The following is a 16,851-nucleotide window of genomic DNA, read 5'->3' as shown; positions in this document are numbered from 1 at the left end:
GTTAGGTAAACAATTATTCGGAAAAGGAGAGTACTCAGTGTGCTAATTCAAATCAATAAACAACTGGAGAAAATGATGCCATTGATTACTCCAATAAGCGTGGTTCTAGGTGTTATGCTCGCTGGTTATATTAAGGATTTTGCTTTTATCATCCCTTGGGTTTTTGCGTTTATGACGTTTTCAGGAAGTCTGAACTCCAGTTTTAGCAGTTTAAAAGAAATCCTTCATCATCCAAAGCCGCTTTTCCTCATATTGTTTCTGCTTCATATTTTGATGCCTCTCTTTGCATGGAGCACAGGTAAACTTGCGTTTGGTGATGATTCATTAACTATTACCGGGCTGGTATTGGCTATGGCCATTCCGACCGGCATATCGAGCTTCATCTGGGTTTCCATTTATCGCGGCAATATTCCGCTGACATTGTCCATCATTCTGGTAGATACCTTTTTGTCACCATTTATTGTTCCGCTGACATTGTCGATATTTTTCCAGAAATCTGTACAGATCGATGTTGTGCCGATGATGGCTGGATTATTCGGCATGATTGTTCTGCCTTCTTTTCTTGGCATGCTCTTCAATCAATTCGCAGGAAAAAGCGCTGCAGCCTTGAGCAGCCGGCTCTCTCCTTTTTCTAAGCTAGGAATGGCCATTGTGGTCATGCTGAATGGAGCTGTCGTCGCCCCGTATCTGAAGGAGGTAAATTTTAAATTGGTCCTCATCGGGCTTGCTGTATTTTGTGTGGCGTTTATGGGCTATCTTATCTCTTTCATCATCGCTAATTTACTGAAATACGATCAGGGCACGACTGTGGCCGTTACGTTTAATGGCGGGATGAGGAATATCAGCGTTGGCTCCGTCCTGGCAGTTACTTATTTTCCTGCTCCTGTTGCTGTTCCTGTGGTCATCGGTATGCTCTTTCAGCAGGTATTGGCGTCCCTGTATGGGATTATAATGAAGCGTCATTTCAGCAGGAAGGTTCTTCAGGAAGGTCATACTGTGTAAGGTTTAAGCTCCTGTTTCAGGAGCTTTCAGTTTGTAGACAAAAAGAGTTCGGAATAGTCTCATTCCGAACTCTTTTTGTCATTTTTTGTAGGACTTCAAGTAATTACAGAGAATTGCAGACCTCTCCGAGGTTATCATTTAGGCCATTTCTGGACCTTGCCAAGTCCAGTTGGCCATTTTCTTCAAATTCATGGCAGCGAAAGTAAGCATCGCCTGCATCGACATTTTTTTAAGTCCCCTGAGGGTTGTCCAACGCATGCCATGCTTTTCTTTTGCATCTGCGAATACTCGTTCAATTGTTTCTTTGCGTTTTTCATAGATCGGTTTGACGTCTTGATGGTGGCGAAGATGATCTGCTTCTTCCACATATTCCTCCCACACATGACGTTGAATCAGTTTTTGATGTGCTTGACTCTGTGTGCATTGAGACAAGAAAGGGCATCCAGCACAAATTCGAGGATCTGATTTATATTGACGATACCCTTCCTTTGTAGTTGTAGTATATTTTAATATCTCACCAGTTGGGCAAATGTAACAGTCAAAATGCTCATCATAAACATACTCATGTTTTCTGAAGAAACCCTCTTTTGTGCGAGGTCGTGTGTAAGGTAAAGCAGGTGTGATGTCGTGTTTCAATAAGTAGCTCGTGATAGCAGGTGTTTTATAGGCTGCGTCTGCCGCAACAGCTTTTGGTTTACTAACTTTCTCAATGACTTGTTCTACCAATGGCTCTAAAATATGACTATCATGCGTGTTACCAGGGGTTACAATTGCGCCTAACACGAAGCCGTTGCGGTCTGCGGCCGCATGGAAAGAATAAGCGAACTGTTTTGTACGCTCATCTTTTACATAGTAGCCACTCTCTGGATCTGTTGTACTTTCCTTGATTTCTTTGTATTCTTCTTTATCAAACTTATCTGGTGGAAACGGCTTTTTTCCATGATCCTCGCGGTCTTGGTTAATCTCCTCTTGAAGGCGTTCTTGATAAGCACGGGTTTCTTTTCGAACAACTTTCTTTTCAAATTTGCGTTTATTTGCACTCGCTTTTACATGAGTAGAATCTACAAAAACGTGTTCAGCACTAATTAAATTCTTTTCAGCTGCGGTTTTTAAGATTCGGTAAAATATTTGTTCAAAGAGATCGGTGTCTTTAAATCGGCGCTCATAATTTTTACCGAAAGTTGAGAAGTGAGGAACTTTATCGTGAAAGCCATATCCTAAAAACCATCGATAAGCCATATTCGTTTTCAATTCTTCAATTGTTTGACGCATGGAGCGAATACCGAAGGTATATTGAATAAATGTGAGTTTAATTAATATTACAGGGTCAATACTTGGGCGGCCTTTTTCTGAATACTTATCTTTTACCAAGTCATAGATGAATGAGAAATTAATCGCCGCTTCAATTTTGCGGACCAAATGGTCCGCCGGTACAAGTTCGTCTAAAGCAACCATTTCAATTTGATCCCGTTGAATTGGATTATGTTTTGAAAGCATTTAAATCACCTCAAGCATTGTATTACTTCTATTTTAAAATAAAAAAGACTGCAGACAAGCACGATTTTCATCGAGTTTGTCGACAGTCTGTAAGCTCCTGTTTCAGGAGCTTTTTTTGTTTGCCAATATATCATAAAAATAAATTTTTAATTAAATTATCCTTCCGCACATAAAAAAGCGTTATGCGCACATAAAATTTTTATCTGCACATAAAAATATTTTTCAATATAAAAGTGTGCCATCTGCATACAAAATTGGCTGAAATAATGGCCCAACAAGCAATTAAATATATAAATTTTACTAAATTTGAACAAAAAATATGATTTATCCCGAATTTTAACGGGTAGAATATCGTAGGGATATCGCCGGCATTGAAATTATCTTTAAAAAAAGTTATAATAAGACGTTGTTAACACTACCGAGGGGGAAGTTTTTTTGTCAATCGAAATTGGAAGTAAGGTACAAGGAAAAGTAACAGGTATTACAAATTTCGGAGCTTTTGTCGAACTGCCAGGCGGTACGACAGGTCTTGTTCACATTAGTGAGGTAGCGGACAGCTATGTTAAAGATGTGAATGAGCATTTAAAAGTTGGCGATGAGGTAACTGTTAAAGTGCTTAGCGAGAAGGAAGGCAAAATTGCCCTTTCCATCAAAAAAGCAGTGGACAGACCTGAAGGCCAATCTTCTTATTCTCAGCGCCCGCCGCGCCAGGGAAGAGATGATCGCCGCGGCGGTTCCAGAGATTTCCGTTCTAAAGGAAACTTTAAGCCGAAGGAAAGCTTTGAAGACAAAATGGCAAAATTCTTAAAATCGAGTGAAGAAAATATTTCTTCATTAAAGCGCAATACTGAAGGAAAGCGGGGCGGCCGAGGCGGACGCCGCGGTTAAGCAGCCCTTTAGATAGAGTGAAGCTTCAATCAGCGGGTGGTTTCCCAACTGATTGTTAGTTGAACCAATCTGGCCTATATGCTCAGTTAGACCTGAACCTCTGGATCAAAGGGTGGGGCTTACTGAGCATTAGACTGCGATAAAGGCAAGCCGTTTTAGGCTTGCCTCTTTTCGTTTATATTTCAATTATAATCGGCAGGATCATTGGTTTGCGCTTTGTTTTTTCAAATAAATACTGCCCAAGTGATTTCTTAATGCTCTGCTTGATGACATTCCACTGGCTTTTATCCTGTTCTGGAAGATCATTGACGGTTTTCTCCGCAATCCGATTTATTTCTCTCAGCAAATCTTCGGATTCCCGTGCGTAGACGAAACCTCGGGATATCGTATCAGGTCTTGATATCATTTTGCGCTCACTCTTGCTCATGGTCAGTACGATCACAATCATCCCATCCTCGGACAGCTGCTTTCTGTCCCGGAGCACGATGCTGCCAATGTCACCAACTCCCACTCCATCAACATAAGTATCTCCGGCAGGTACCCGCCTGGTCTGGCGTGCTTCTCCGTTCTCGATATCAACGACATCCCCATTTTTAATGATAAATGTATGCCCAGTTTCAACACCGATGGATTCAGCAAGCAATTTATGATGGTGAAGCATTCTATATTCACCGTGAATCGGGATAAAATATTTCGGCTTCATCAATGTGAGCATAAGCTTTAAATCCTCCTGATAGCCGTGGCCGGACACATGCATCCCTGTTGAGCTTCCTGAACCGTATATCACCCGGGCTCCCAGCTTGAACAGGTTGTCGATAATTTTAGAGACATCGCGTTCGTTCCCCGGGATTGGGGATGCTGCAAGAATCACGGTATCCTCAGGATGAATCTCTGCATCACGGTAATTTCCGGTAGAGAGCCGTGAAAGGGCAGCCATCGGTTCACCCTGGCTGCCGGTACATAATATGCACACCTTTTCAGGAGCCAGATTCATCGCTTCTCTTGGATTCACAATCATACCCTCAGGAACTGTCAGGTAACCGCGTTCAATAGCTACATCCACGACATTTACCATACTCCTTCCAAGCAGGACCAGCTTTCGGTTTGTTCTAATCACAGCGGCCACAACCTGCTGAACACGGCTCACATTGGAAGCGAAAGTTGAGATGATAATCTTGCGTGGTGCTTTCATAAATGCTTCCTCAATGTTTTCCCCGACAATATGTTCAGTTGGCGAAAAGCCAGACCGCTCAGCGTTTGTGCTTTCTGATAGCAGGGCCAGCACTCCACTGCGGCCGATTTCAGCCATCCTATGGATATCAGCATGCTCCTGATTTACAGGGGTTAAGTCAAATTTAAAATCGCCGGTATGGACAACATTGCCCTCTGGCGTCTTGAAAACAATGCCCAGACAGTCAGGGATGCTATGATTCACCTTGAAAAAGCTAACGCCTATTTTACCGAAATCAAGGCTAGAGTCAGAATCTATGGTTATAAGCTCTGAATCACCCAGCAGGCGATGCTCCGTTAATTTTAATTCAATCAGCCCAAGCGTAAATCGGGTCGCATAAACCGGCATATTGATCTTTTTGAGAAGATAGGCAACTCCGCCAATATGATCCTCATGTCCATGAGTGACAATCAGCCCGCGGATTTTATCCCGGTTTTCCTCAAGGTATGTGATGTCCGGAATGATCAAATCGATCCCCAATAATGTCTCGTCAGGGAATTTCCCTCCGGCATCAATCACGACAATATCGTCATCATATTGGATCACATACATGTTTTTTCCAATTTCATTGATGCCGCCCAGAGAAAATATGGATAGTTGCTTTCCGTTTGACTCCATATGTAAATCCTCCCACTAGTCATTTTTTATTAGCATTCCCGAATGTGCCTGCTTTATCATACTGTATTGCACACAGTTAGAAAGTTTGTCTGGGGATTTTAATCCTTTAAATCAGCGAATTAATTATTGACATAAAATACCGAAGGATGCATAATAATTCTAATTATAAGAAGAATTCAACAGCCATGACAGGGAACCAGTAAGTAGAACTCAGGCTAAAAGAGAGCAGGATTCACCGGCTGAAAGATCCTGCAGCCTGCAAAACTATTGAACCTAGCCCTTGAGCTGCCAGGCAAACCTGGCCGAATTTCCTGCGTTAAAGGATTTTCAAAGCGGGCACTTGCTGTGTGAAGTGCCAATGAAGGTGGTACCGCGAAAGACAAAGCTCTTCCGTCCTTTTTAAAGGGATGGGAGGGCTTTTTTTATTTGATTGGATGGTGGATAGCGTGAAAAGGAAACGAATTGTCGTCAAAATAGGAAGCAGTTCACTGACAAATACAAATGGAGGACTTTGCATCGAAAAACTTGAGGAGCATGTAGCTGCACTTTCCCGTTTAAAACAGCTTGGCCATGATGTCATCCTGATTTCATCTGGGGCAGTAGCAGCAGGTTTTGCTGATTTGGGCTATCCTTCCCGGCCTGTGACCATCGCCGGAAAACAGGCGGCTGCTGCAGTCGGGCAAGGGCTGCTGATGCAGGGATATACCGAAGAGTGTAAGAAGCATGGGATTGTAGCTGCACAGCTGCTGCTCACACGGCAGAACTTCCTGCACAAAGAGCAATATCAAAATGCACATGCAACTTTAGCGGAGCTTTTAAAGCGAAATATTCTCCCGATCATTAATGAAAACGATTCGGTGTCGGTGGAGGAGCTGGCATTTGGCGATAATGATATGCTTTCTGCTCTCGTAAGCGGACTTGTTCAAGCACAGCATTTAATCATTCTGACAGATATCAACGGCATTTATGATTCAAATCCGAGGACAAACCCCAATGCGAAAAAATATCATTTTATCACAGAAATCACAAAAGAAATGGTGAAAGCTGCTTCTGGTTCGGGCTCCAAGGTAGGGACCGGCGGTATGGTGACAAAGCTGGAGGCGGCACGGACAGCGCTGGCGCTGGGAGTGCAGGTGTTTATTGGAGTTGGCTGCGGACGGGAAAAATTAGTCGATATCCTCAATGGAAAAGGGAACGGCACCTATGTTGGCAACAGTTCAAAGGCGAGCGTTAGGACATCCAAACAGTGGCTGGCTCTGCATTCAGTACCTAATGGGAAAATTGAAGTGGACCAGGGTGCGGCACACGCGATGTTATCGCAAGGAAAAAGCCTTCTGCCTGCTGGGGTTACGAACATAACCGGGCACTTTCTGGTAAATGATGTGGTTGAAGTTGTAGGGCCAAAAGGAGTCATTATCGGCAAAGGCCAGGTTAATTTTTCATCTGAAGAATTGAGCGAAATCAAAGGCCTGCCAAGCTCTGAAGCCATGGTGATCGCCAACAGTGATCGCAGTGTGGTCATTCATCGTGATCATTGGGTAAGCCAAAAAAGAAGGGAGACGAGATAATGGAATTGATTCAAAAAGGGGAAAAAGCAAGGATAGCTGCGGGGAAGATGGCGAAAATGTCGACGGACCAAAAGAACCAGGCATTGGCATTAATTGCAAAACAGCTAATGGCTGAGAAGCACTTTATTTTAGCCGAAAATGAAAAAGACCTTGCTGCGGGAAAAAACAACAGAATGAATGAATCATTGCTCGACCGGCTTCGGCTTAATGAAGCCCGCCTTCAGGATATGGCGGACGCATTAATCCAGCTTACTCACCTGGACGATCCGGTTGGGGAGGTTTTATCCTCATGGGAACGTCCGAACGGACTCGCCATTACACAAGTAAGGGTCCCGCTTGGCGTTGTCGGCATGATATATGAAGCGCGTCCAAATGTCACGGTCGATGCATCCAGCTTATGTTTGAAGACTGGGAATGCTGTTATGCTGCGCGGAAGTTCTACTGCTATACATTCGAATAAAGCAATTGTGAAAGTGATTCATCATGCATTGGAAAAGAGCGACTTGCCTTCTGATGCTGTGCAGCTTATTGAGGATACGAGCCGGGAAACCGCTTCGGGGATGTTTAAACTGAACGAATACCTGGATGTCCTGATTCCGCGGGGAGGGGCAAAGCTTATTAAGACAGTAGTTGAAAATTCTACAGTCCCTGTACTTGAGACAGGTGCAGGCAATTGTCATGTCTATATTGATGAAAGTGCTGATAAGGAAATGGCGATAAACATTGCCATCAATGCGAAAACACAGCGTCCTTCCGTTTGCAATGCATGTGAAACGATCATTGTGCACAGAGAGTGGGGGGGCCTGAATGATCTTGTGCTTGCTCTGGAGGAAAAAGGGGTTACCATTCACGGCGATGAAGGTGTATGCGGAGAAAAGATCATTCCGGCTGTGGAAGAAGATTGGGCCACAGAATATTTAGGCTTGGAAGTCGCGTTGAAAGTGGCGGAAAGCGTGGATGAGGCAATCGTTCATATTAACCGCTACGGCACTAAACATTCTGAGGCAATTGTTTCTTCAAACCCAGATAATGTGGAAAAATTCCTGAATGAAGTCGATGCAGCGGCAGTTTACCATAATGCATCCACACGCTTCACAGATGGATTCGAGTTTGGGTTCGGCGCTGAAATCGGGATCAGCACACAAAAGCTCCATACCCGCGGTCCGATGGGACTGCCGGCTCTGACTTCGACAAAATATATTATGAAAGGGGATGGGCAGATAAAAAAATAAGCTGCCATTCCTTTTAATAAGACGAATGAGCCATTTTCCTATTTATTGGTGTCGTTTAGAAATGAATGGTAAGATACATTTAGGTGAATGTGATGAAAATAAAGACATTATTTATTGCCCCTTATCCTGCTATGCTTCCATTAATTAAGGAATGCAGGAAAGAGGAAAAAGATTTGGACATTAAAATAGCAACTGGAAACTTGGGGCAGGCACTCCCGCATGTGAAAAATGCCGAATCTGAAGGCATTGATATGATCATCAGCAGGGGTGGAACAGCAAAGCTGGTCCAACAGGAAACAAATATCCCTGTTATTGATATTCAGGTATCCGGGTATGATATGCTTCGGGTGTTAACCCTTGCCAATGATTTTCCAGGGAAGAAAGCGATTGTCGGCTTTTCCAACATAACGCTTGGCGCCAAAACGATTACTGACATATTGGATATTGGTATAGAGGTTTTTACGATTCAAAAGGAAGAGGAAGTAGAAGCCCTTGTTCATGAATTAAGGTCCAAGGGTTTTGAATTGATCATGGGGGATGTTGTAACTGTTGAGGCTGCTGCTAAAGCAGGGCTCGAGGGAATCCTGATACAATCCGGACGTGAAGCCATCTTTGATGCGTTTCAAAAAGCGAAATCCCTGTATGATTCGTTTCGCAGAAAACAGCAGGAAAACGACCTGCTCAGGGCAATTATTAAGGAGAATACTGACAATATAATCCTTTTTAACCGTAATGCTGAATGTGTATTTGAACAATGGAATACTTTTTCTTCCCCTCCCATACTCTTGAGTGATTTACAGAGTCTTGTACACCGGAAGGGAAATGCAGAATCCGTTGTAATGATTGAAGGTATAAAGGGAGATATGCTTAAAGTTCAGGTTTCAAGCCTTGAAATTGCCGGTGAAACTTATACTCAATTTATTATTAAAGAGCTTAATGATATAAAGAGTTCTTCAGAAAATCTTAACGTGGAATCAGTATCTCAGCTGCCGATGATCATCCATGAAAGTGAAGCAATGAAAGATTGTCTGGCTGCCATATCTGCAGGAAAAAACCGAAATCTATGGCTTTTAATTGGTGCTGCAGGCACTGGAAAAGGATTATTAGCACGCTATATCCATTACTTAAAGTACCAGGGGGCCGGTTTGTTTCTTTCTATACATGCAAAGGAAGCAAGAAGAAGCTTAAATCCCTTTGATGACGACATCCGATCCATATATATTTATGACGCTGAGGACATTTCTGCAGAAGAGAAATCCCGATTGCTCAACCAGTGTCAGAAATGGGCAGAATCGGGGAAAGAAGTGATCCTCTCTCTATCCAGTGAAAATCAAGAGTTGTACTCACTTCTTTTTAAAGAAGAAACAGTTCGCATCTATATCCCCTCTCTGTTAGAACGCAAGGATGATATAAGAGCTTTAACAGCATACTTTATTGCACATTTTCATCAGCAATATGGAACATCCGCAGTAAAAATAAGGGAGGATGCGATGGAGCTGCTGGAGCGTTATAATTGGCCTGGCAATACCGCTGAGCTGAAAGCATTCCTTTTTGATGTCTTGGCAGCTGAGAAAGGCTATATCATCAGTAAAGAAACGGTTTCAAGACAGCTGAATCGGAAGCAGCGTCCTGTCCAAATTGAAGATAGTCTGTTAACCGGAACACTCGATCAAATTGAAAAACGAATTATCGAAGCAGTTATGAAGGAAGAAAACCAAAACCAAACAAAGGTGTCAAAACGGTTAGGCATTAATCGGTCGACATTGTGGAGGAAGCTGAAGGAGTAATATTCAGCTTCTTTTTTTGTTTTATTATATGTTTAAAAATGCAACACAAAATAAAAAAACTAGAAAATACCAAACTATTTTTCTGTAAAATGTGTTGAATTTTGCATTGAAAGCGTTTAATATTAAACTGTAATCGTTTTCGCTAATTGTTTAAAATTGAAACAGATATAAAGGGGATGTTAAAATTATGAAGATCAAAGCAACTCTTGAGCGTATTCCAGGCGGGATGATGGTAGTTCCGTTGCTAATTGCAGCAGTGCTTAACACTTTTGCACCTGATTTGCTCCGTATCGGGAATTTTACTGAAGCATTGTTTGTTGACGGTGCATCAGCTTTAATCGCTTTATTCCTATTATGTACAGGTGCTCAAATTAATGTAAAATCATTTGGTGTTTCAATTGGGAAAGGGGCTACCCTTTTAGCAACGAAGTGGGTAGTTGGTGCGGCATTCGGGTTAATCGCTTACATGTTTGCAGGTGAAAATGGCCTTTGGCTGGGTTTGGCTCCAATTGCGATTATTGCAGCTATGACAAACAGTAATGGCGGCCTATTCGTCGCACTTGTTGGCCAGTATGGAAGCAAGGAAGACCGTGCAGCTTATTCATTGCTGGCTCTAAATGACGGTCCGTTTTTAACGATGGTTGCCTTATCTATCTTTGGAGCAATGGGCTTTGTTGATGGAATGTTCTCATTGCAATCATTCATTGCCGTACTGCTTCCAATCCTCGTCGGTATGGTATTAGGGAATTTAGATGAAGAAATGCGTGCATTCCTTGATAATGGCAGCTCCATGCTCATTCCATTTTTCGCTTTCGCCCTTGGAATGGGAATTGACTTCAGTGCTATTGTAGACGGTGGTCTATCAGGTATTATCCTTGGCCTGTTAACAGTATTCGTAACGGGTACAGCTGGATATTTAGTGTTTAAAGCGTTTAAGTGGAATCCAATTGTAGGTGCTGCTGAAGGCTCAACTGCCGGTAATGCTGTAGCAACACCAGCTGCCATTGCAGCAGCAAGTGCAGGGTTTGCACAGTATGCTGAATTGGCTACAGTTCAGGTTGCGGCATCTACAGTGACAACCGCAATCCTGCTTCCGCTATATATAGCGTTTTTGGTTAAGCGTCTAGAGAGAAAAGGCTATGAGTTTAAAGAAGGAAACCTGACGAAAGTTAACGGCTAAAGGATGTGGTTCTTGTGTTTGAAAAATTTGGCATTATTGCGGATGATTTGACTGGTGCTAATGATTCAGGAGTGCAGCTGGCGAAAAAAGGGCTGACTGCCACTGTTATGATGGATTATACCGGGAAAAACATTCAATCTGACCCTGATGTCTTAATTGTTGATACTGATAGCCGTGCAAAAACACAAGAAGAAGCATATGAAGCAGTGGAAAAAGCTGCTTCTCTTCTTTTTGAAAAAGGCTATGCTCATGTCTATAAAAAAGTAGATTCAACTTTAAGAGGAAATATAGCAGCTGAACTGGCAGCGCTTGAAGAGGTATATCGCCCGGAAATCATTGTTATTGCCCCTGCTTTTCCAAAAATGAATCGTACAACGGTATCTGGACATCATTATGTAAATGGTAAACTGATTACAGAAACAGAGTTTGGAAGGGATCCAAAGACACCTGTAACGGAAAGCTTTCTTCCTCGCATGTTAAATAAGAATGCAGGAAAAGATATTGCATTGCTTGATCTGGAATTGATCCGGGGAGAGAAAGCAGATATTCTTGAATTCATTGAAAGAGCTGTTGCGGCGGGGAAAACCTGGATTGTTTGCGACAGTGAAAGGGAAGAGGATCTGCAGGTAATTGCCGAGAGTTTCACAAGCGTTCAGAAAAAAACGATTTGGACTGGCTCTGGTGCTCTAGTTGAATATTTACCCGATGCTCTAAAGCTTAGATCTCATCATGAAAATGATCATGAGGAGAATAACATCAGGAAAACACTCACAGTTTCAGGGAGTCTGTCACAGGTTACAAAAAAACAGCTTACCCGGATTAGAGAACTTGATCAATCTTATTTTGCAGAAATCAATCCTGTCCAATTGGTTAATCAGACAGTGGATCTTGAAGAAGTCATTGAAGAAATTGGACAAAACCAGGATAATAGCCATTTTGTTGTTTATGTGGATTCTTCAGATCAGAACCGGGATGCAGCCCGTATAGCGGGAGAAGCAATAGGATTATCAGGAAAGCAGATTGGTGAAAGGATTGCCATGGGACTAGGGCAAATTGCAAACAGACTTGTAAATAAGTTCCCGGAACTCGACGGCTTGATTTTAACAGGCGGAGACATTGCAAAAGCTGCTTGTTCAGAATTGGGTATTCAGGAAATGGAGCTCCATACAGAAATAGAACCGGGTCTCCCTTTTGGCCGATTGCGCAGCAAAGAAAGAAGCTATTGGGCTGTTACAAAAGCAGGGGGATTCGGAAATGAGCAATCCCTGGCTAACGCAATACATTATATGACAAGAAAGGTTGAGTGCAATGAGTCAAACTAAACCAGTAGTAGGCATTACAATGGGGGATGCAGCGGGTGTAGGGCCGGAAATTATTTTAAAAAGCCTGGCAGAGGCTGAAATGTATGAAATAAGCAACCCGCTTGTCATTGGTGATAGAAAAATTTTAGAACGGGCCAAATCATTTGTTGACAGCGGGCTTATTATTGAAACAGTAACGGCAGAGCAGATAAGCGAGATCCCTTATAAGCATGGAGTAGTACATTGCCTTGATTTGGACCTGTTGCCGGAAGACCTTCCCATTGGCCAGGTATCTCCTGAAGCTGGAGACGCAGCATTTCAATATTTGGCTAAAGCGATCGAAATGGCAAAAGAAAATCGAATTGATGCGATCTGCACTGCACCTTTAAACAAGGAAGCCTTGCAAAAGGGCGGCCATATGTATCCAGGCCATACAGAAATTTTAGCGGATTTGACCGATACAAAAGATTATTCCATGATGCTATCTGCACCAAACTTAAGGGTTATTCATGTGACAACACATGTCGGAATTATTGATGCAGTTAAAATGATCAATCCTGAAAGAGTGTACCACGTGCTGAAGCTAGCCCATGACACATTGAAAAAAGCAGGCATTGAATCACCTAAAATTGCTGTTTGCGGAATCAATCCTCATGCAGGCGAAAATGGATTATTCGGGTATGGCGAAGAGGAAGAAAAAGTCATTCCTGGAGTGGAAAAAGCACAGGCAGAGGGGATTAATGCTGTAGGGCCGCTGCCGGCTGACACATTATTTTTCAGAGCTGTCCGCGGCGATTTTGACATTGTCGTAGCCATGTATCATGATCAGGGTCATGGGCCAGTTAAAGTATTAGGGCTGGATGCCGGGGTTAATATTACCGTCGGCCTTCCCATCATTCGTACAAGCGTTGATCATGGTACAGCCTTCGATATTGCCGGAAAAGGCATAGCTGACGAGAAAAGCTTAATGGAAGCCATGCGTCAGGCAGTAGAGCTTGCACCAAAGAAAAAATAGCCGGATTTTAACCTGCTCGGGCCCCCGGGCGGGTTTTTTTATAGAATTTAATAGATAAATTTTTTTGAAAATGATATCGTTAACCTCACAATTGATGCTAAAATAATAGAAAAAACACAAAAAAGAGGAATATATGAGTAAACGGACAGGTCAAATTTCACTTGTGCTTATTTCGGTTTTATTTACCTCATATCAAACCATTTTCTCGCAGGAAACGTTCTTTACTTTTGATTTTATTCTATTTACCTGCATTGCCTGGTTTGTCGGCTGGCAGTTTGACAAAAGCAGGTACTACGCAGAAAAAGCGCGGGCCAGCGAGAAGAGCCACAAATTGCTTCTGGAATCACTGCCGGTTTCCGTGCTCATACATAAGGACTTTGAAATTTTGTATGCAAACTCGACTGCAGTCGCCGAATTGTCGTCATCAGATAAAGGTGCATTAATTGGCAGGTCGCTGCTTGACTTTATCGAGTTGGACTATATGGGCCGTTTGCAGGAGCGTTATCAGTACATTAAGTCAGAGAAGCAGCTTTTAAACAATATAGAATATAAAATAAAACGTTTTGATGGAACCACTAGATTTTTTGAAGTTTCATCACTTTATGTTGAATTTGAAGGGAAAGAGGCCATACTCTCAATTGGAACTGATATTTCTGATAAAAAAGAGGAACAGGAAAAGCTCCTGCAGAAATCAGAAAAGCTGGCACTTCTTGGCCAAATGGCAGCTGGAATCGCTCATGAAATCCGTAACCCTCTTACTTCGATCAAAGGGTTTGTTCAGCTCTTCAAGTCAAATAGCCAGAAAGATGAATACTTTGACATTGTACTTTCAGAATTGGACCGCATAAATGGAATCGTCGGCGAATTTTTAGTGCTTGCAAAGCCGACTGCAGACATTTTCGAAAAGCAGGACCTTACTAAATTAATCAACGAAGTGATTCTTTTGAGCAGCACCCAATCCGTATTAAACAATGTCGAAATAGCAGCAGAAAATAATCTTCACGCCCCAATGATTCATTGTGAAAAGAACCAGCTGAAACAAGTATTCCTCAACATTATTAAGAATGCCATTGAAGCAATGCCAGGCGGAGGAGAGTTAAACATTAAAGTGTTTAAAAAGTCTGGCAACACTATTTCCATTCAATTCATCGATCAGGGTGTTGGCATATCAGAAGACCGGATTTCAAGTCTGGGGGAACCTTTTTATACGACAAAGGAAAAAGGAACAGGGCTGGGACTGATGATTTGCTACAAAATTATCGAAAACCATAATGGCCGCTTAATAGTCGAAAGTAAAGTTGGGGAAGGCACCAAGATTGAGATAGAACTCCCCTATGAAGGGGATTCGATACATGCAGAAGATGATCAAAACGGAAACATCGTTTTAATTTAAATGGTGGAGCGGGACCTGACAGTGCATGAAAATGTGCTGTTTTTTTATTATCCGCAGCGCATGCATAGGATGTTATAATTAAAATAAAATCCATTCTAACGGTGATTATAGTGTTTTATTTCATTTTGCTGGGCCTTTTGTTTATAGGGGCTGTTTTCGTTATCATTCGTAAAAAAATAAATATTAATACTGCTGCAATGGCGGCTGTGATGGCGTTTGGCATTGTGACACAGGGTGTTTTACTGAATTTCTTCGGTTTGTCCTTCTTTTTGGGGAGCATCGGCAAGATTATCAGCATAGCAGATATAGCCTTATGGATGGCCATCTTAGTTTCGATCGGCATGACCATTTATAAAGGAGAGTTTAAGAAGCTGCATTACATTAATCCAATTAACCGTTTCGGCATTGGAACCTGGGTGGCCGGCACGTCGATTTGCGGAATCATGTTCTGCAAGCAATTTGGAGCAGGTGCAGAAGTCCAGGCGCTGGCCATTCTGAATGCGGGATTATGGATTATTTATATTGGGATTAGTTTAATAGGCTTCAAAGAGCTCAAGGATACATCTATTGGTCAGCAGACGCATGGAGTTTTGCTGCTGACGGCGGTCAGCACACAATCTCTTGTTCTCCTTTTCAATACTGTCTTTGCAGATGTACCTGGATTTCTGAATGCCGCTCTTATTTTTTTAGGGCTGCTTTTTTATTTCATTAGTGCGTGGTTTATTCTTAAACGTTATGCCATACGCGGCTGGAACATTGCGAAAGATTGGAATAATACCAATTGTATTTTTCACGGTGCCCTGTCCATCAGCGGGCTCGCCATGTTCAAATCCGGCCTTGTAACCCAACAGGCGGCTGCTTGGTTTTGGCTTGCCGTTTTCCTGGTTTTCATTGTGGTGGAGATTATTGAAATAGCAAGGGCGATTTGCCGCAGTCTAATATATGGCTTGAAGGAAGGCATCTTCACATACGATGTGACACAGTGGAGCCGAATCTTCACTTTTGCGATGTTCTTTACGTTTACCTTTTTCATAGAAACCCCGGTACAGGCAGTAATATTGAATACAGGCGTTTGGATCATTTTAATGTTATTGATCATTGAATTATATTTAAGTGTTGATTCAATTAGAAGAAAACATGTCCGGATTCCGTTGACATCCAGAAAGGAAAGGTCGGTATAAGAGCTAAACGTACATAAATTTTTCTATCCGCAAGTAAAAATCGCTTATCCGCAAATAAATTTTTCTATCCGCAAGTAAAAATCACTTAACCGCACATAAATTTGGAAAGCATATGTAAATTCAAGCTTTTCACAAAAAAAGAGCCAGTCACATGCAATTTTGCAATGCGGCTGGCTCTTTTTAGGCCTTTTGGACGGATTTTCAAATGGGCACTTATCCTGAGTATAGGACAAGTTTGGTTCCGGGAAGGCTGAAGATAAGGAGGCGATGTATAAATGGGTACCTTTGAAGTGTTGTCTTTGATGATCAGTTTCGGTATGTTTGTTATCGCCATGCTCCAGTTCACAAATAGAGACAGGGATTCATAAACACGCTCTCAAGCGTGTTTTTTTTCGTCTTTATTTGGAAAGCCCCTCATATTCTTTCTTAATATCTTCTGCGGTTTTATCGATTTCTTCTCCCCAATGGTCATTGACCTTGTTGAACACAATATTGCCTTTTGTATCCATTAAAGCGTAGCCTCTATAGGCTGATTCGCCATTTTTCATATCAGCCCTTTCAATGAGCTGCATTTCAGGGTCTGACACAAATGGGAGGCTGTGTCCCATTTTTTCTTCAAGAGCATTATACAGCTCAAGCTGCTGCTCAGGCTGATCATTGCTTACGATGTACACGTTGACGTCCAAGCCTTCTAATTTATCCATATTCTGATGCAACTCGACCAGTTGCTGCTGACAGAGTCCTCAGGTGTATGTAGTGATAAAGAAGAAAACACTTGGCTTGTCCTGCGGGAAGGTAACTTCATTACCGGTCTGGTCCTTTAAGGTGATCGCTTCCTGTGCCTGATCTTTACCGCAGGCTGTCAGAACAAGAAGGACGATTCCTAATAAAATCATGAATTTTTTCTTCATAAGATCTCCAATTCCTAATAGTTGTTATCCTATCATTATGGCTATAT

The 16,851-nt window shown here is 42.3% G+C and carries 15 protein-coding genes and 1 other annotated feature; of the genes, 11 read left to right on the top strand and 4 right to left on the bottom strand.

Annotated features, from left to right (window positions below; all coding sequences use genetic code 11):
- Positions 1-39 precede the first annotated feature (39 nt).
- The gene (locus AC0VZ9_RS14625) at positions 40-1,002 is read left to right on the top strand and encodes a bile acid:sodium symporter family protein (protein ID WP_192908667.1); all 963 of its coding nucleotides are present in this window, start codon (positions 40-42) and stop codon (positions 1,000-1,002) included.
- A gap of 138 nt (positions 1,003-1,140) precedes the next feature.
- On the opposite strand, the gene AC0VZ9_RS14620 is transcribed toward AC0VZ9_RS14625, so the two are convergent.
- The gene (locus AC0VZ9_RS14620) at positions 1,141-2,499 is read right to left on the bottom strand and encodes an IS1182 family transposase (protein WP_475396368.1); all 1,359 of its coding nucleotides are present in this window, start codon (positions 2,497-2,499) and stop codon (positions 1,141-1,143) included.
- A 435-nt stretch (positions 2,500-2,934) separates the two neighbouring features.
- Between AC0VZ9_RS14620 and AC0VZ9_RS14615 the strand changes: the two genes are divergently transcribed.
- On the top strand, positions 2,935-3,387 hold the full coding sequence (locus tag AC0VZ9_RS14615; RefSeq protein WP_009334297.1) for a S1 domain-containing RNA-binding protein: 453 nt from the start codon (positions 2,935-2,937) through the stop codon (positions 3,385-3,387).
- A 175-nt stretch (positions 3,388-3,562) separates the two neighbouring features.
- Here AC0VZ9_RS14615 and AC0VZ9_RS14610 read toward each other — a convergent pair whose 3' ends face one another.
- Positions 3,563-5,236 (bottom strand): ribonuclease J, encoded by a 1,674-nt coding sequence (locus tag AC0VZ9_RS14610; RefSeq protein ID WP_251156976.1) that lies wholly within the window; start codon positions 5,234-5,236, stop codon positions 3,563-3,565.
- A gap of 176 nt (positions 5,237-5,412) precedes the next feature.
- Positions 5,413-5,637: a binding site (T-box leader), on the top strand.
- 45 nt (positions 5,638-5,682) lie between these two features.
- Here AC0VZ9_RS14610 and proB point away from each other — a divergent pair.
- From proB to AC0VZ9_RS14565, 9 genes are all read left to right on the top strand, one after another.
- Complete coding sequence (proB, locus tag AC0VZ9_RS14605; protein WP_009334300.1) at positions 5,683-6,804, top strand: glutamate 5-kinase; 1,122 nt, start codon at positions 5,683-5,685, stop codon at positions 6,802-6,804.
- The gene (locus AC0VZ9_RS14600) at positions 6,804-8,036 is read left to right on the top strand and encodes a glutamate-5-semialdehyde dehydrogenase (protein ID WP_284951718.1); all 1,233 of its coding nucleotides are present in this window, start codon (positions 6,804-6,806) and stop codon (positions 8,034-8,036) included. Before proB ends, AC0VZ9_RS14600 begins: the two co-directional genes overlap by 1 nt.
- 92 nt (positions 8,037-8,128) lie before the next feature.
- Entirely contained in the window at positions 8,129-9,823 is a 1,695-nt protein-coding gene (locus AC0VZ9_RS14595) for a sigma-54-dependent Fis family transcriptional regulator (protein WP_251156974.1), read from the top strand.
- Positions 9,824-10,010: 187 nt separating this feature from the next.
- Entirely contained in the window at positions 10,011-11,003 is a 993-nt protein-coding gene (locus AC0VZ9_RS14590; protein ID WP_009334303.1) for a 2-keto-3-deoxygluconate permease, read from the top strand.
- Positions 11,004-11,017: 14 nt separating this feature from the next.
- Complete coding sequence (locus AC0VZ9_RS14585) at positions 11,018-12,325, top strand: four-carbon acid sugar kinase family protein (protein WP_217024528.1); 1,308 nt, start codon at positions 11,018-11,020, stop codon at positions 12,323-12,325.
- Positions 12,312-13,319 carry a 4-hydroxythreonine-4-phosphate dehydrogenase PdxA gene (gene pdxA, locus AC0VZ9_RS14580; RefSeq protein WP_192908663.1) on the top strand — a complete coding sequence of 336 codons (1,008 nt, stop codon included), beginning with the start codon at positions 12,312-12,314 and terminating at the stop codon, positions 13,317-13,319. Before AC0VZ9_RS14585 ends, pdxA begins: the two co-directional genes overlap by 14 nt.
- Before the next feature lie 133 nt (positions 13,320-13,452).
- The gene (locus tag AC0VZ9_RS14575) at positions 13,453-14,712 is read left to right on the top strand and encodes an ATP-binding protein (protein ID WP_009334306.1); all 1,260 of its coding nucleotides are present in this window, start codon (positions 13,453-13,455) and stop codon (positions 14,710-14,712) included.
- Between the two features lie 110 nt (positions 14,713-14,822).
- Positions 14,823-15,893 (top strand): TDT family transporter, encoded by a 1,071-nt coding sequence (locus AC0VZ9_RS14570; protein WP_019381336.1) that lies wholly within the window; start codon positions 14,823-14,825, stop codon positions 15,891-15,893.
- Between the two features lie 275 nt (positions 15,894-16,168).
- Positions 16,169-16,261 (top strand): putative holin-like toxin, encoded by a 93-nt coding sequence (locus AC0VZ9_RS14565; protein WP_019381338.1) that lies wholly within the window; start codon positions 16,169-16,171, stop codon positions 16,259-16,261.
- Positions 16,262-16,291: 30 nt separating this feature from the next.
- Here the strand turns inward: AC0VZ9_RS14565 and AC0VZ9_RS14560 are convergent, their stop codons facing one another.
- On the bottom strand, positions 16,292-16,618 hold the full coding sequence (locus AC0VZ9_RS14560; RefSeq protein ID WP_226280775.1) for a redoxin domain-containing protein: 327 nt from the start codon (positions 16,616-16,618) through the stop codon (positions 16,292-16,294).
- Positions 16,619-16,636: 18 nt separating this feature from the next.
- A complete protein-coding gene (locus AC0VZ9_RS14555; protein ID WP_009334309.1) occupies positions 16,637-16,804 on the bottom strand; it encodes a hypothetical protein in 168 nt (55 codons plus the stop codon).
- Positions 16,805-16,851: the final 47 nt, after the last annotated feature.

The sequence above is a fragment of the Cytobacillus sp. QJM3NY_8 genome, from assembly GCF_056173585.1.
The sequence above is the reverse complement of the archived record's forward strand: the minus strand, read 5'-3'. Positions and strand labels throughout refer to the sequence as shown.

Bases quoted from the DNA above. Each gene is read 5' to 3' on its own strand.
- AC0VZ9_RS14620 (WP_475396368.1), bottom strand. From the start codon at position 2,499: ATGCTTTCAAAACATAATCCAATTCAACGGGATCAAATTGAAATGGTT.
- AC0VZ9_RS14610 (WP_251156976.1), bottom strand. From the start codon at position 5,236: ATGGAGTCAAACGGAAAGCAACTATCCATATTTTCTCTGGGCGGCATC.
- AC0VZ9_RS14600 (WP_284951718.1), top strand. From the start codon at position 6,804: ATGGAATTGATTCAAAAAGGGGAAAAAGCAAGGATAGCTGCGGGGAAG.
- AC0VZ9_RS14595 (WP_251156974.1), top strand. From the start codon at position 8,129: ATGAAAATAAAGACATTATTTATTGCCCCTTATCCTGCTATGCTTCCA.
- AC0VZ9_RS14590 (WP_009334303.1), top strand. From the start codon at position 10,011: ATGAAGATCAAAGCAACTCTTGAGCGTATTCCAGGCGGGATGATGGTA.
- pdxA (WP_192908663.1), top strand. From the start codon at position 12,312: ATGAGTCAAACTAAACCAGTAGTAGGCATTACAATGGGGGATGCAGCG.
- AC0VZ9_RS14575 (WP_009334306.1), top strand. From the start codon at position 13,453: ATGAGTAAACGGACAGGTCAAATTTCACTTGTGCTTATTTCGGTTTTA.
- AC0VZ9_RS14565 (WP_019381338.1), top strand. From the start codon at position 16,169: ATGGGTACCTTTGAAGTGTTGTCTTTGATGATCAGTTTCGGTATGTTT.
- AC0VZ9_RS14555 (WP_009334309.1), bottom strand. From the start codon at position 16,804: ATGAAGAAAAAATTCATGATTTTATTAGGAATCGTCCTTCTTGTTCTG.